At 59.8% G+C, this 13,685-nt stretch carries 12 protein-coding genes; 2 read left to right on the forward strand and 10 right to left on the reverse strand.

Annotation, left to right across the window (positions count from 1 at the left end):
- Window positions 1–902: 902 nt before the first annotated feature.
- The 8 genes from ACIREA_RS13320 to ACIREA_RS13355 form a co-directional block, all read right to left on the reverse strand.
- Window positions 903–3,470 carry a M16 family metallopeptidase gene (locus ACIREA_RS13320; RefSeq protein WP_397382764.1) on the reverse strand — a complete coding sequence of 856 codons (2,568 nt, stop codon included), beginning with the start codon at window positions 3,468–3,470 and terminating at the stop codon, window positions 903–905.
- Entirely contained in the window at window positions 3,467–3,880 is a 414-nt protein-coding gene (locus tag ACIREA_RS13325) for a Minf_1886 family protein (protein WP_397382765.1), read from the reverse strand. Before ACIREA_RS13325 ends, ACIREA_RS13320 begins: the two co-directional genes overlap by 4 nt.
- A 34-nt stretch (window positions 3,881–3,914) precedes the next feature.
- Window positions 3,915–5,219 carry a glycosyltransferase family 4 protein gene (locus tag ACIREA_RS13330; protein ID WP_397382766.1) on the reverse strand — a complete coding sequence of 435 codons (1,305 nt, stop codon included), beginning with the start codon at window positions 5,217–5,219 and terminating at the stop codon, window positions 3,915–3,917.
- Between the two features lie 103 nt (window positions 5,220–5,322).
- Window positions 5,323–5,868, reverse strand: a complete 546-nt coding sequence (gene ilvN / locus ACIREA_RS13335) for an acetolactate synthase small subunit (RefSeq protein ID WP_397382767.1) — start codon at window positions 5,866–5,868, stop codon at window positions 5,323–5,325.
- Entirely contained in the window at window positions 5,865–6,671 is an 807-nt protein-coding gene (locus ACIREA_RS13340) for a DNA-methyltransferase (protein ID WP_397382768.1), read from the reverse strand. Before ACIREA_RS13340 ends, ilvN begins: the two co-directional genes overlap by 4 nt.
- A 38-nt stretch (window positions 6,672–6,709) precedes the next feature.
- A complete protein-coding gene (gene ilvB / locus ACIREA_RS13345) occupies window positions 6,710–8,437 on the reverse strand; it encodes a biosynthetic-type acetolactate synthase large subunit (protein WP_397382769.1) in 1,728 nt (575 codons plus the stop codon).
- Window positions 8,438–8,687: 250 nt separating this feature from the next.
- Window positions 8,688–8,930: a hypothetical protein gene (locus ACIREA_RS13350; protein ID WP_397382770.1), complete on the reverse strand. Its 243-nt coding sequence runs from the start codon at window positions 8,928–8,930 to the stop codon at window positions 8,688–8,690.
- Window positions 8,931–9,010: 80 nt separating this feature from the next.
- Window positions 9,011–10,294: a PQQ-binding-like beta-propeller repeat protein gene (locus tag ACIREA_RS13355; protein ID WP_397382771.1), complete on the reverse strand. Its 1,284-nt coding sequence runs from the start codon at window positions 10,292–10,294 to the stop codon at window positions 9,011–9,013.
- Here ACIREA_RS13355 and ACIREA_RS13360 point away from each other — a divergent pair, their 5' ends adjacent.
- On the forward strand, window positions 10,295–10,621 hold the full coding sequence (locus tag ACIREA_RS13360) for a hypothetical protein (protein WP_397382772.1): 327 nt from the start codon (window positions 10,295–10,297) through the stop codon (window positions 10,619–10,621). It begins immediately after the preceding gene.
- Window positions 10,621–10,926, forward strand: coding sequence for a type II toxin-antitoxin system RelE/ParE family toxin (locus tag ACIREA_RS13365; RefSeq protein WP_397382773.1), 306 nt, complete (start codon window positions 10,621–10,623; stop codon window positions 10,924–10,926). Before ACIREA_RS13360 ends, ACIREA_RS13365 begins: the two co-directional genes overlap by 1 nt.
- 39 nt (window positions 10,927–10,965) lie before the next feature.
- Here the strand turns inward: ACIREA_RS13365 and ACIREA_RS13370 are convergent, their stop codons facing one another.
- Window positions 10,966–11,412 carry a SecDF P1 head subdomain-containing protein gene (locus ACIREA_RS13370; RefSeq protein WP_397382774.1) on the reverse strand — a complete coding sequence of 149 codons (447 nt, stop codon included), beginning with the start codon at window positions 11,410–11,412 and terminating at the stop codon, window positions 10,966–10,968.
- A 4-nt stretch (window positions 11,413–11,416) separates the two neighbouring features.
- Window positions 11,417–13,459 (reverse strand): carbon starvation CstA family protein, encoded by a 2,043-nt coding sequence (locus ACIREA_RS13375; RefSeq protein WP_397382775.1) that lies wholly within the window; start codon window positions 13,457–13,459, stop codon window positions 11,417–11,419.
- Between the last annotated feature and the right edge of the window lie 226 nt (window positions 13,460–13,685).

The following is a 13,685-nucleotide window of genomic DNA, read 5'->3' on the forward strand; positions in this document are numbered from 1 at the left end:
AATGGGAGCCTTGGCGGCGTCGAGTTCGAGTTCGATGGTTCCTTTGGAGGTCTCCATCACGATTTTCACTGGTTTGGCGTCACTCACGGTTTGGGCAGAGGTTGTTCCGGTCAGACCAGCAAACGAGATGACGAGAGCGGCAAGAGTCGGTGCGATTGATTTCATAGTGGTTGGTAGGGAGGTGAATGAGCCACGAAGCCCTTGATTTGCAATGGTCAAAATCGGCTCTCTGCCGACGGCGGAGGTCTTGCCGCCTGAAAACAACTCGGCCCGGGAGAACCCAACCAAAATTCTCCCGGGCCTTTAGGTGACCAGAGAGCCCCAACCATGAAGCGACTCTCCAGCTCGTTGTGTGTTTCCCCAGGCGAACCTGAGAAATGTTTGTGAAGCTTGCGCCCCAACTGAGTCTTGAGTAAAGCAGCCGTCGGGCCAAGCCTGCGTGTTTATGCTGATCAAAACAAATTTCCGGCCTGGGAGTGCGGGGCAGCATCGCAAACAGAACTCAAAGTGAGTCATCGACGTGGAGCTGCTGGCCCACTGCCGATTGATGCCGGTGTCTGAAAACAACTCGGCCCGGGAGAACCCAACCAAAATTCTCCCGGGCCTTTAGGTGACCAGAGAGTCCCAACCATGAAGCGACTCTCCAGCTCGTTGTGTGTTTTCTCAGGCGAACCCGAGAAATGTTTGTGAAGCTCGCGCCCCAACTGAGTTAGTGATAGAGCAGCCGTCGGGCCAAGTTTGGCGGGGAAGTTTGGAAAATTAAAAATTAATTTCGGAACGCGGTCATGACTCTACATTCAAAGGGGAGATTTGCGTGAGCGCTGGCAGACAGCCAGGGCTCATACATGATGCAGCGGATGTGAATGGAAAGCTTTGAAAGGCGCACAAGCCGGAGGCTTGTGCTACTTTGGCAGCACGCGGACGATGAAGGCTTTCTTCTCGCCGAAGTACTTTGCTGCGACGCGCTGAATCTCCTTGGAGCTGATGTCGGCCATGATGCCGGGGAGCTTTTGGAAATGATCCCAGCCGAGGCCGTTGATTTCATTCCAAGCGCATACGTCCGCCATGGCGGTGTTGCCCTGCTGGGCACGCAGCCAGGAGGAACGCCACGTCACACGTGCACGATCAATCTCATCGGCATGCAGGCCGTTGTCGGCGAGGTCATTGATCTGCGCCATGAGCTCCTTCTCGGCGAGCTTCACTTTTTTGGGATCGGTGCCGACGTAGAAGTAGAAGGCACCCGCACCCATGGCGGCGAAGTTTTGTGCGCCGACATAGTAGGCGAGGCCGAGCTCTTCGCGGATGCGGTTGAACAAACGGCTGCCCATGTCGCTGCAGGCTTCATCAATGAGATTGAGCGCATGCACGTCGCGATCTTCAAGGCCGACGGTGCGGAAGCCGACGACGATGACGGCCTGCTCCTTGTCGAGATGTTCGGTCCAGGCGGCGGGTTTGGCGCTGGCATGGTACTCACGTCCCATGGCGATCTGGCGGTTGCCGCGTGGCAGTTTGGCGAAGGCTTTTTCCACCTGCGCTTTCACCACGGCGGCCTTCACATCGCCAAAGACGGAGATGACGCCGTTGCCGGTGGCAAAGCTGGCATGCAGCATGGCGCGGCAGTCGGTGAGCTTGAGAGCGGCCACGGATTGCTCGGTGCCGAGCGCAGTGCGGTGAAAGGGCTGGCCGGCGAAGATTTCACGCCGTGCTTTGCGCATGGCGACGGTGAGCGGGTCTTCCTTCTCTTCGAGGATGTTGGCGATCTGGCGCTTTTTCACTTCAGCCAGCTGGGCCTGAGGCAGCGCGGGATTGAGGATGAGATCGGCCACGAGGTCGAGCGCGTCAGCTTCATCTCCACGCATGACATCAGCACCGATCATGTAACGGTGCGCGTCTGCAGAGCAGATGAGGCTGCCACCGCGATTTTCGAGTTCGGAAGCGATCTCCGCTGCCGCACGCTTTTTGGTGCCTTTGAGCAGCATCTGCGCGGAGATCTGCGTGACACCGGCGGAGAGGTCGGTCTCTGCCAAAACACCGGCGAGGAAGTTGGTGCGGACGCTGATGAGAGGCAGACGTGGATTCTCTCCCACAAGAAGGATGAGGCCGTTTTTGAGTTTGAAACGCTGGATGTCTGGCCGTGCGGAATCGGCGGTGGATTTGGCCTTGGTGTCAGCCTCGACCTCATCGCCCACGACCACGGTGCTCATGGCTTCAGGGGTCAAGTAGCGGCGTGCGGCATCGCGGATGACATCCGGCGTGAGTGCGGAGATGGCGTTGAGGAACTGGCGCTGGTAGTCGAGCGAGCCGGAGAGCAGCCAGCCGTTGCCAAGGCTGCCTGCCTGGCCTTTGACGGTGCTCAGCGTACGCATCTGGCCGCTGAGCGTGGCGCACACGGCCTTTTGGAGTTCGGCGCGGCCTGGCCCGGCCTTTTGCAGGGTGGCAATGACTTCGAGCATGCCCTTCTTCAGCTTGTCAGCATCGGCGGGATTGCATTCGGCCTCGACGTTAAACAAGCCCACTTCCGGGGCGCACCAGGCACCGGCCCAGACGTAATGGGCTAGGCTGCGTTTCTCTCGCAGTTCCTGGTAGAGGCGTGAGCTGCGGCCGGAGCCCAGCAGGAAGGCCAGCACGTCGAGGGCTGGTTTGTCCGCATGGTTTTCTCCGGGGATCTGCCAGCCGAGGGCGATGCGCGTGAGTTCGGTGCTGAAGTTTTTGGCGGCGGAGCGGCTGCCATGCTGGGGCGGCTCAGCGGGCAGGAGAACGGGATCAAAAGCGCGGCGCTGCCAGTCGCCAAAGAAGCTGCGCACGGTTTCCAGCACAGCGGCGGTATCAACATCGCCAGCGATGACGATGAAGGCATTGTTGGGCACGTAGTGGCGCTGCACAAAGCCGTACACATCGGCACGGGTGATCTGATCGAAGACTTCACGATGACCGATGATGGGGTGGCGCAGCGGATGCTGGCGGAAGGCGGTGGCCTGCATCAGATGCTGGATCGTGCTGCCGGGGTCGTCGTTGTCCATGGCCATCTCACGGCGGATGACTTCTTTTTCGCGTGTGAGTTCATCGGCATCGAATTTCGAATAGCGGATCATGTCCGCGAGGATGTCGAGATAGCCGCCCGCATGCTCGGCGAGGCCATCGATCCAGTACACCGTGCGGTTGAAGGAGGTGTAGGCGTTGACGTAGCCGCCCAGCGCCTGAATGCCCTGGGAAATCTGCGCCGGGTTGCGCTTCTCCGTGCCTTTGAAAAGCATGTGCTCCACGCAATGCGCGATGCCTGCGCCGGTGTGCTGCTCCTCATGCATGCTGCCGGCCTTGATCCACACCTGCACGCTGACGAGCGGGTGGGCATGGTCTTCCCGGACGATGACCTCCAGGCCATTGGGCAGTGTGGTGACGCTGGCATCCAGGGAGGGGACGGAAAGAGCGCCTGATTTGGCAGACGCAGCACGGGCGAGAACTTTTTTCATGAGGATTTTTTCTCGCGCTCTTCACGCAGCGAGGCAGGGAGGAAAGGGGTGGTGAAGGCGAGCTCGAATTCGTAGCCGCCAGAGAAGTCTTCGAGACTGTCTCCGTCATTTTTGCCGAAGTAGCCGCAGTCGATCAGGTTGTAGACGATGTTGCCCACGTCTTCGCCGCGCTGGAGGCCCCATTGATCGAGAATGATGGTGGACATGGGGCCATATTCCTGGAGCACATAGTCACGGAAGCCTGCGAGCAGCTCCTGGCCGCTGACGTGCTGGTCTTCGGCGTTCTCATCGCGGAATTTTTTGGCGGCCATGTGCAGTGCATCGCGCACCAGTTCGTAGGCGGCCGGGTGGTAGCGGGGGTCTTTTTGAATCGAGCGCCGGACGGCCTCGCCAAAGGTGATGGAAGTCATGGGCGGACGAACATTGGAGCGGAGAAGGGCAGGGTCAATGTTCGGCTTGGGTTGCGGCCACGGCTTCCTGGAGCAAGGCTTCGAAACGCTCGGCCATGCGGGTGGCGCTGAATTCCTGGCGGACGCGGGAAATTCCGTTTTTGGAGAGCTTCTCGCGCTGTTCGTCGTCGTTGAGCAGGGCTTCGAGGGTGTCTGCCAGCGCCTTGGCGTCGTCGGGCTTGCAGAGCACGCCGCCTTCGGTGGCGGCGATGAGTTCGGGGAAGGCGCCATGGTCAGGCTGCACCACGGGGACGCCGCTGGAGACTGCCTCAATGACGTACAGCCCGAAGGCTTCGCCGTAGGTGGCGGGTACGCTGAAGACGGTGAGGTCGTGGAAGAAATGCACCTTGTCTTTGAAGCTGACGTTCGGGTGCCACTCCACGCGGTTGGTCAGCCCGGCCGCCTTGATCTTGCTTTGGAGTCCGGCCACGCACTTTTCATCGACAGGGGTTTTGGCTCCACCGATGCGCAGTTTTACGCGCGGCACGGTGCCGCGTTTGGCCAGGTCGATGAAGGCATCCACCAAGGTGGTGAGGCCCTTGCCGTGGATCATGCGGGCAAAGTAACCGATCGTCGGCCAGTTCGGGTCCGGGGAGGATGTGGTGAAGGCGGTGGTGTCGATGCCGTTTGGCAGCACTTTCATCTGTGCGGCGCTCGCATGGAGGCGCTCGCGCATGAGGTCGGCATAGAACCGGCTGGGGGCGATGAAATAACGGATGCTGCGTGCATTGCGCTGCATAGCCTCCCAGCACTGGGTGCGGTAGGGCTCCGGCAGTGTGTCGAGGAAGCTGTCCTCACCCTGCATGGAGCAGACGATGGGAACTCCCAGCTCCTTCTCAAGTGTGGGCGCCAGACCGGTGAGCAGGCTGTTCGAAAAGGAGATGACGTCGAACTTCCCCTGCGTGCGAATCCACGCGATGAGCTTCTGCCACTCGCCCCACTGGCGGCCATCGGTGCCGAGCAGCGCGCCCAGAGTCATTTCTCCGAGGACTTTGGCGCTGGTCATGCCCATGCGCTTGGAGGCTCTGCGGAGGAAGTCGGGCTTGTTGATCCACTTATGGAAGAAGCGCGGGAGCTTGTGAAACCAGGTGAACTTCTGCTGCAAAAACAAGGAGATGCCGCCGATCTGCACGGGCAGCTCCTGCGAGCCAAACTCACGGTCTGTGACCAGCGGCAGGTACAGCGGCGCCATGAGCGCATCATGGCCGCGCACGCGCAGGGCCTTGATCAGCGCATGGTCACGCAGGCAGCTTCCGCAGTGGAAATTGCCGGTGCCGGGGGTGAGGTGCAGGATGCGCATGGAAAAATGACGAATGACGAACGCAAAATGACGAATGAATCAAATAACTCCTGAGGGTCAGGAATCATTCGCCATTCGTCATTCGGGCTTCGTCATTTTTCAATTACGTCTCAGTCAGGCCGCGAGCCATGACGACTTTGCCGGTGCGGACGGTTTCGACGATCTCGAACTTGGTCAGCAGGCGGACGGCCGCGTCGAGCTTGTCGCTGTTGCCGCTGATCAGGGCGATGAGGCTGTCTTCCTGAAGGTCGACGGTCTTGCCGTTGTAGTGCTCGATGATCTGGAGGATCTCGGTGCGCTCTGCGGCGGTGGCGGCGACCTTGATGAGCACCATTTCCTTGGAAACGGCGTCGCGGTCGGTGTGCTCGATGCAGTGAATGACGTCGATGAGCTTGCTCACCTGAAGGATGATCTGGCTCAGGCCTTCCGGGTGGCCGCTGATGCCGATGGTCATGCGGCTGAAGCGCGGATCACGCGTCTGGGAGACGACGAGGGATTCGATGTTGAACCCACGGCGGCTGAACACGGCGCAGATACGGCCGAGGACGCCGGGCTGGTTGTTCACCATGACGCTGAGCGTGTGGATGTTGATGATGTCAGCCTGCAGCGCTGGCTTTTTGTCGGTGGTGGCGGGGATGCGTTCGCTCATGGGATGGATGATTTACGTTTGGTGATTGGTGCTTTGGCGGAAAGGCGGCGCTTGGCGATCTTGAAGTAGCTGGCGTCTTTCTCGATGCCGAGCCATTTGCGTTTGAGCTTCTTGGCCGCCGCTGCGGTGGTGCCGGAGCCGAGGAAGGGATCGATGACGAGGTCGCCGGCGTTCGTGGAGCAGGCGATGAGTTTGTCGATGAGGTTGAGCGGCTTCTGCGAGGGGTGGCCGCACTTTTCTTTGGAGATGCCTTTCAGGCTGGGCACGCGGAGAATGTTCGTGGCAAACTTGCCGCTCTCGAGGTGGGCGCGGCGGGCGTCCTTGTCTTTGTAGCGCTTGTCGCGGAGGTAGAGGTCGATGGTGGCGGCATCATACGGGATGCGCACGGCGTCCTTGTTGAACTTCACGTCGTCGCTTTTGCGCAGGACGAGGATCATCTCGTACTGCGGGGTGAAGCTGTCGCGGCGTTCGTCATAGCCCACCGCACGATCCCAGATGATGAGATCGTGAAACTGGTGCTGCTGACTGAGACGTGACATGAGGTGGAGGAAGGTGTGCTCGCGTTTGCCTAGCTGGCCGAAGATGAAGGCGAGGCCGTCATCGCGCAGGACGCGCATGGATTCCGCCACCCACTCATCGCACCAGGCGAGGTAGTCGGCGGCAGTTTTCCATTGCGTGTCCCAGGCTTCATTTTCGAGAACGTTGAAGTAAGGCGGATCGGCGATGATGGCTTGGGCGACGGACGCAGGGAGCTTTTTGAGTTCCGCGAGGGCGTCGCCTTGGATGATACGGTTGAATTTCATCGAGCCATCGCCGCACTCTGACGAGTGCGTTTACGTGATTAGGTCGAACCGGTTGGTTTTTCCATTTTCTGCTTCGGCGCTTCGGTGATCATGTCTTCGAGCGCGGCACCGGCGGGGATCATTGGGAAGACGTTTTCCGTTTTGATGCACTCGGCTTCGATGATGCAGGGGCCGTCGTTGTAGTCGAGGGCCTGCTGCAGGACGCGCTCCACATCAGCGGGGCGGCGGATGTGCCAACCTTTGATGCCGTAGGCTTCGCCGAGTTTGACGAAGTCGGGGTTGCCGATGAGATCAACGCCGCTCTCGCGGTTCTCGAAGAAGAGCTCCTGCCACTGGCGGACCATGCCGAGGTAGCTGTTGTTCAGGATGAGGATCTTGATGGGCAGCTTGTGGATGGCGGCGGTGGCAAGTTCAAAAAGGGTCATCTGGAAGCCGCCGTCGCCGGAGATGGAGACCACCAGCTTGTCCGGACAGGCGAGCTGCGCACCGATGGCCGCAGGGAAGCCGAAGCCCATGGTGCCGGCACCGCCGGAGCTGAGCCAGTGGTAGCTCTCGTCGTTCTTGTAGAACTGCGCGGCCCACATCTGGTGCTGACCGACGTCTGTGGAGATGATGGCCTTGCCCTTGGTGAGGGTGTAAAGTTCATCAATGACCTGCTGCATGCGGAGGCCGCCCTGCTTCTTGTAAGAGAGGGGGAACTTCTTCTTGTAGCCGTCCAGCGTGGCGAGCCAGTCTTCGGTGGGCAGTTTTTCGACCAGGGGAAGGAGATCGCTGAGCGCGGCCTTGGCATCGCCCTTGATGGTGACGTCCACCTTGATCATCTTGTGGAACTCGGCCGCATCGATGTCGATGTGGATGAGCTTGGCGTTGCGGCCAAACATGGTGGGCTTGCCGATGATGCGGTCATCGAAGCGGGAGCCGACGTTGAAGATGAGGTCGGCTTCGACGATGGCCTTGTTCGCATAGGCGGTGCCGTGCATGCCGAGCATGCCGAGGGAAAGCGGGTGCGTTTCCGGGAAGACGCCTTTGCCGAGCAGGGTCGTGGTGACAGGGCAGCCGAGGGTTTCAGCCAGCATGAGCAGTTCTTTGTCGGCACGGGCGATCATGGCACCCTGACCGGCGAGGATCACGGGGCGCTTGGCACCTGCGAGCAAACGGGCGGCTTCTTTGATACCTGCCTGATCAATCTTGAAGTTTTCTTCGGGATGATAGCCGGGGAGATCCATCGGCTCGTCAAACGTGCCGGTGAAGGGGCCTTGGCTGAAGTCCTTGGGGATGTCGATCAGAACCGGACCTGGACGGCCGGTGGTGGCGATGTGGTAGGCCTCCTTGGCGATGCGGGGCAGGGAATTGGAGCTCTTGATCAGGTAGTTGTGCTTCACGACCGGGGCCGTGATGTTGAAGATGTCGGCTTCCTGGAAAGCGTCCTTGCCCAGCATCCAGCTGACGGTCTGACCGCAAAGGACGATCATCGGAACGCTGTCCATCTGAGCGGTCATGAGGCCGGTGATGGTGTTGCCAGCGCCAGGGCCGGAGGTGACGAGAACGACGGCGGGCTTGCCAGTGGCGCGGGCGTAACCGTCAGCCATGTGAACGGCACCCTGCTCGTGGCGGACGAGAACGAACTTCATGTCCGTCTTCACGGTCTGCAGAGCGTCAAAGATCGGGATGGCTGCGCCACCGGAGTAGCCGAAGACATACTCGATGCCGAGATCTGCGAGGGTTTTGATGAGCGCCTGCGCGCCGTCCATTTTTTGCTGGCTCATGATGGTTGGGGTGAAAATTGCGATTTAGAGGGGGAGAATGGTTGTGAATTGGAAAAATACAATCGAAAAATAGACTTTTCGGGGGTGAATTAGCCTTGGGTAGCGGCTCGCGGGTTTAAAAATGCCGATTTTTGGGTGATAATTTGGGTTTCACCCGGTTGGATGCATCAAAGTTTGCTGTTTAATGCTCTGCTGGGCCCTGAATGCCAGAAAGGGTGCCCAAAAAGAGTCATCCCGCCGACACACCCTGCTACCAATTCCGGCTCACTCCGAGCGCTGCTGCGATGCCCAAGAGGAGCAGGCTGAGCCAGAACCAGCGGTTGTCGAGCCGGTCCCACCATCGGCGCGACTCGGCTTCCATGGGTGATTCTCCCACTCGCGAATTTTCCATCAGCGTTCGCGAACCTGCACGCAGCACTCCGAACAGCCCCAAGATGCCATCCACAACTCGGACGGCAAAAAGGATGATGTGGCCGATCAGTTCTTCGAGCATGGCGGCAGGAAGATGTCGGTGGGCATGCGGCTCACCAGTATAACGTACGGGCCTTTTTGCAGCCGCGCGGAGTTCTTCGATTACTTCTTGATCCGGTACAGATTCCCCTCGGTGCGGATCAGGAGATCTGAGCCGATCACGGCATAAGACGCGAGGCTGCGTTCGCCGAGGTCGTTTGTGGCGAGGATGCTGAAGGTCTTGCCGGGCTTTACGACGATGCCGAGGCCTTTTTCATCCTGGAGGTAGAGTTTGCCGTCAGCGGCGAGGAGGGAGGCGGAGATGGGGCCGGTGCAGCGTTCGGAGTAGTGGATGGCGCCGGTCTTGGCATCGGCGCAGGTGAGAATGCCGTTGTCGGCCACAAAGTACAGTTCATCGCCGATGACGGCCATGCTGGGATTGTGCGGGGCGGCTTTGTCGATGGTCCAACCGAGGTGGGTGGCGGTGACATCGCCCTTGGAGGAGGCATCCACTTTGATGGCGTAGAGCACGGGTTTGTCGTAGCCGCTGGAGAGGTAGATCATGCCATGCGCGTAAATCGGGCGCGGGACGACGGAGTAGCCCTGATCGTAATTGAAGTGCCAGATTTCGGTGCCGTCCTTGGGGTTGAGCGCGTTCACCACGCCGCTGCCGGGGGTGATGAGCTGTTTCTGGCCGGCCACGTCGATGATGAGCGGAGTGCAGAAGGAGAATTTCTTTTTGGCTTCGGACTGGCGGGCGAAGGTCCAGCGGGCTTTGCCGGTGGCTTTGTCGAGCGCGATTACCTTGGGCTCGGTTTCGGCATCGGCATTGAAGATGAGGATGTCTTCAAACAGCACGGGGCTGCTGCCATTGCCGTGCACGGGGGAGTATGCAAACTCCTGCGTGCTCCAGAGCGTCTTGCCGGTGAGGGCGTCCAGGCAGGCGGTGCCGAGGTGGCCGAAGTGGATGTAGAGCTTGCCGTCTTCAAAGATCGGCGTCGGGCTGGCGTGGCTGTTTTTGCGGTGGGCGCGGGGGGACTTGGCCTGGAAGAGCTCCACGTCCCACACGGGCTTGCCATTGCTGGCATCCAGCGAGATCACGCGCAGAGAGCGGTCGGCGGTGGCCTCCTCCTTGCCGCTGAGAGAGACTGCCGAAGTGAGGAAAATGCGGGTGCCCGCGACCACGGGGGAGGACCAGCCAATGCCTGCGACGGGTGTTTTCCAGGCGATGTGCGAGGTGGGGCTCCACGTCAGCGGGAGGTTCTTGGCGTCTGAGTGGCCCTGAGCGGCTGCGCCACGGAATTCAGGCCAGCTGGGGGCGGTGGGCGCGGGCGCGGTTGGAGCGGCTGATGAAGTGACAGCCAGCGCAAGACCAGCGGCGGAGAGGAGGGCGTTTTTGGAAATCATGTGGCGCTTCATACGAAGGCTAAAGCGCGTGACGATCAAAAAAACACGCGGTTTGAGGCTTTGGTGAAGCTTGACATCGAGCATGTGGTCCTAAACAATTACAGCATGGAACTCACGCTTACCGGGCCCATTGAAGCCTTCATTCAGCGCCAATTGGCTCAGGGTTACAAAGATGCAGATGAAGTCGCGCGTCAGGCGTTTTTGCGCTGGATGAGTGAAGAGTCTGAGGTACCGCCCCATGTTCAAACGCGACTTGATGAAGCGGCCGCAGGGCGTTTTATCCCTGGGGATCGATCCAATATCCAACGCATCATCGCCGCAGCCTGATGCCCGTGAGATACGATGAGAGCGAGTATGTGTTCTGCGATTTGCAGGCCATCTATCGTTACATCCGTCAGGATGATGAGGAAGTCGCCCGCCGCTTTCTGGAGTCCGCATACGATTCCTTCGAGTTCCTGGCGGAGAATCCTATGAGTGGTCGTGCGCGGCCTGAGTTCGCCCATGCAGGTCTTCGATCCTGGCGGGTACAAGGCTTCCGCAATTATCTCATCTTTTACCGCATGGGAAATGACTGCCTGCAAATATGGCGGGTGCTTCACGGCTCACGCGATCTTCCGGCGATGATGAAGTGAAGATGTTACTCAGGCAGCTGCTGGGTGCTTCAAGGATGACTACTTCTTCAGGCCCGAACTGAGTGCTGTCGCCAGTTCTTGCGCCTCTTTCTGCGTCGTTAAAAGTCCAGAGATTTGAAGGACTCCTCCGAACTTGGACGCTTGGATGACCGGTGCGGAAACGACTTTTCCATTCACCAAAATCGCCAGTTGGTCCCCTTGATGCTTCGCAGCTTCATCATCGAAGCGTTTGGTCCCTTCAGCGGTGAGTTTCACTACGACCAGCCATGAGCCTTGATTGTTCTCATCTGCAGCAGCTTTGGCCTCTTGTACATGGCGCTGATTGATGACGATATCTGGTGCCAGCCAAAGTGGTTCCGTACCCCATGCGGCTTTGATCGCTCTAGGTTGTTCCGTTGGCAGGGCATAGCGCATCTCCAGGAGATCTGCGGACAGGAGTTGTGCCGGCAGAAGGAGAACAGCGAGAAGCAGGCTGGAGAGCTTCATGAGATCAAGCCCCTTCCGGCAGCGCCACGTAGGGTTCTTCGTTGAGGACGACTTTCTTGGAGCCGCTGAGGAGCTTGATCCATTCGACGAGGCAGCCGAAGAAGATGATGGCGACGGCGAGGAGAAAGAAGGCGGTGACGCCGGTGTCGACGTTGAAGTTGAACTGCTGGGCGGCCCAGGTTTTCATTTCGACGGGAGTGCCCCCCTTGGCGAGTTTGTCACCATACATTTTGGCACCGGCGATGAAGCCCATGCGCGGGTCTTGGTCGAAGAGCTTGATGTAGCCGGCGGCGAAGGTGGCGCTCATGAGGAAAACCAGAGGGATCACCGTGACGAGGAGGTAGCGGGCCTTGCCCATCTTGATGAGGATGGTGGTGCCGAGGCAGAAGGCGATGACGGCGAGGAGCTGGTTGGCGATGCCAAAGAGCGGCCAGAGGGTGTTGATGCCGCCAAGGGGATCAACCACGCCTTGATAGAGGAAGTAACCCCAAGCCGCGACGAGCAAGGCGCTGGCGAAGACGTTGGCGGGGAGGCTGCGGGTGTTGCCCAGCGGTTTCCAGATGCCGCCGAGGAAGTCCTGCAGGATGAAGCGGCCCACGCGTGTGCCGGCGTCGATGGTGGTCAGAATGAAGAGCGCCTCAAACATGATGGCGAAGTGGTACCAGAAGGACATCCAGGCAGGGCCAAAGGCGCGGGCGAACATCTGTGCCATGCCGACCGCAAAGGTGGGGGCGCCGCCGACGCGGCCAAACATGGTCTTTTCGCCGATGTCGGCGGCCAGTTTTTCCATGCCTGCGACGGTGACGGGGAATCCGGCATTGGAGATGACTCCAACGACTTCGGTTGGGGCCATGGTTTTGTTGATACCGGCATTGATGGCGAAGTATTCGCCGGGCTGCAGCGCGCAGGCGGCGACGAGGGCCATGAGGGCGACGAGCATCTCGGTGATCATCGCGCCGTAGGCGACGCTGCGGATGTCGGCTTCGTTGTCGAGCAGCTTGGGCGTGGTGCCGGAGGAGATGAGCGCGTGGAAGCCGGAGATGGCACCGCAAGCGATGGTGATGAAGACAAACGGGAACACGCTGCCGAGGAAGACGAGGCCGGTGCCGTCCACGAACTTGGTGAGCTTGGGCATCTGCAAGTCAGGTGCGACCCAGATGACGACGATGGCGAGGACGGCCACGGTGCCGATCTTCATGAAGGTGCTCAGGTAGTCGCGCGGGGCGAGGAGCATCCACACGGGGAGCACGGAGGCGGCGAAGCCGTAGATCATGATGGACCAGGCGATGGTCTCGCCTTTGTAGTCGAAGAAGTGCTCGATGCCCCAGGCCTTGAGGTTGCTGCCCGCCCACACGCTGACGAGCAGGCCGATGATGCCGAAGATGGTGATGTTGCGCACGCTGACGCCGAAGATGGTGTGACCAAAGCCCATGATGAAGGCCAGCGGGATGGTCATGACGATGGTGAACAGACCCCAGGGGCTCTCTGCGAGCGCCTTCACGACCACGAGGCCGAGCACGGCGAGCAGGATGGTCATGATGGCGAGGACGGAAACCATGGCCACGAAACCGACCACGGGGTTCACTTCTTCCTTGAGCATCTGGCCCACCGATTTGCCGCCACGACGGATGGAGGCGAACATGACGATGGCATCATGCACACCGCCGCCGAGGGTGGCACCGATCAAGATCCACAGCATGCCGGGCAGGTAACCAAACTGTGCCGCAAGCACGGGGCCGACGAGCGGGCCCGGGCCAGCGATGGCGGCGAAGTGATGGCCGAAGACGACCCACTTGTTGGTCGGAACGAAGTCCTTGCCGTCCTTGTGAGTCACCGAAGGAGGTGCGCGATGTTTGTCGAGCACGAGCACTTTGGTGATGAGCCACTTGCTGTAAAAGCGATACGCGACCGCAAATGAACACAAACCCGCCACGACGAGCCACAGGGCATTGATGGTTTCACCTTTGTGCAGTGCGGAGAATGCGACGGAGCCTGCTCCGAGAAGGGAGATGGCGATCCAGATGAGGACTTGAAGGGGCTTGGGCATGGTCTGTGAAAGTAGTCCAGTTGCGCTGCAACTGGAGTTTGTTTGGAATGGAATAAGAGGGACCAGTTGCGGCGCAACTGGACTACTTTTTGGCTGGCTTTGGCGGCGGTGGGGCGACGTAGGGTGGATTGGTCATCGCGCCGGGGGCGGTTTCCTTGAGATTCGGTGGCACATCGGCCTGGACATCGCCCAGTGCCCATTTCACGCCGCCGATGAGGATTTCCTG

The organism is Prosthecobacter sp. (assembly GCF_044373815.1).
GTDB lineage: Bacteria > Verrucomicrobiota > Verrucomicrobiia > Verrucomicrobiales > Verrucomicrobiaceae > Prosthecobacter.